Origin of the sequence: Bacillus sp. Nf3 (assembly GCF_003028545.1) — a bacterium.
Taxonomy (GTDB): Bacteria; Bacillota; Bacilli; order Bacillales; family Bacillaceae; genus Bacillus; species Bacillus safensis.
Map to the genome: position 1 here is coordinate 1 of NZ_PYUA01000019.1, position 965 is coordinate 965.

Annotated in this window: 10 tRNA genes; all 10 read left to right on the forward strand. The window is 53.0% G+C overall.

The annotated features are described in order from the left end of the window. The 10 genes from C9414_RS19220 to C9414_RS19265 all read left to right on the forward strand — a co-directional run bounded on the left by C9414_RS19220 (nt 1) and on the right by C9414_RS19265 (nt 904). Nucleotides 1–75: transfer RNA gene (locus tag C9414_RS19220), tRNA-Glu, on the forward strand. A gap of 33 nt (nt 76–108) precedes the next feature. After that, nucleotides 109–184 (forward strand) — tRNA-Val (locus C9414_RS19225). 15 nt (nt 185–199) lie between these two features. Then, a tRNA-Met gene (locus C9414_RS19230) sits at nt 200–276 on the forward strand. A 4-nt stretch (nt 277–280) separates the two neighbouring features. Further along, nucleotides 281–357: transfer RNA gene (locus tag C9414_RS19235), tRNA-Asp, on the forward strand. An 18-nt stretch (nt 358–375) separates the two neighbouring features. Continuing rightward, a tRNA-Phe gene (locus C9414_RS19240) sits at nt 376–451 on the forward strand. A 6-nt stretch (nt 452–457) separates the two neighbouring features. After that, a tRNA-Thr gene (locus tag C9414_RS19245) sits at nt 458–530 on the forward strand. 15 nt (nt 531–545) lie between these two features. Next, nucleotides 546–630 (forward strand) — tRNA-Tyr (locus C9414_RS19250). A 14-nt stretch (nt 631–644) separates the two neighbouring features. Beyond that, nucleotides 645–718 (forward strand) — tRNA-Trp (locus C9414_RS19255). 29 nt (nt 719–747) lie between these two features. Further along, nucleotides 748–823 (forward strand) — tRNA-His (locus C9414_RS19260). Nucleotides 824–832: 9 nt separating this feature from the next. After that, a tRNA-Gln gene (locus C9414_RS19265) sits at nt 833–904 on the forward strand. The last annotated feature ends 61 nt before the right edge of the window (nt 905–965 follow it).

The following is a 965-nucleotide window of genomic DNA, read 5'->3' on the forward strand; positions in this document are numbered from 1 at the left end:
GGCCCGTTGGTCAAGCGGTTAAGACACCGCCCTTTCACGGCGGTAACACGGGTTCGAATCCCGTACGGGTCACCATTTTTATAGAATATACACCAGCATTTTTTATTCGGAGGATTAGCTCAGCTGGGAGAGCATCTGCCTTACAAGCAGAGGGTCGGCGGTTCGAGCCCGTCATCCTCCACCATATCATTTATATCGTCGCGGGGTGGAGCAGTTCGGTAGCTCGTCGGGCTCATAACCCGAAGGTCGCAGGTTCAAATCCTGCCCCCGCAACCAAAATGGTCCGGTAGTTCAGTTGGTTAGAATGCCTGCCTGTCACGCAGGAGGTCGCGGGTTCGAGTCCCGTCCGGACCGCCATTTTTCAAAAGAATACTTGGCTCGGTAGCTCAGTTGGTAGAGCAACGGACTGAAAATCCGTGTGTCGGCGGTTCGATTCCGTCCCGAGCCACCACTATTTGCCGGTGTAGCTCAATTGGTAGAGCAACTGACTTGTAATCAGTAGGTTGGGGGTTCAAGTCCTCTTGCCGGCACTGTTTTTCAAAAGTGGAGGGGTAGCGAAGTGGCTAAACGCGGCGGACTGTAAATCCGCTCCCTCCGGGTTCGGCGGTTCGAATCCGCCCCCCTCCACCATTTTTTATTTTCATAGGGGCATAGTTTAACGGTAGAACAGAGGTCTCCAAAACCTCCGGTGTGGGTTCGATTCCTACTGCCCCTGCCAATTATACTTTATAATTCATTACATCTATGGCGGTTGTGGCGAAGTGGTTAACGCACCAGATTGTGGCTCTGGCACTCGTGGGTTCGATTCCCATCAATCGCCCCATTTTATTATTGGGCTATAGCCAAGCGGTAAGGCAACGGACTTTGACTCCGTCATGCGTTGGTTCGAATCCAGCTAGCCCAGTTGATGTGCGGAAGTAGTTCAGTGGTAGAACACCACCTTGCCAAGGTGGGGGTCGCGGGTT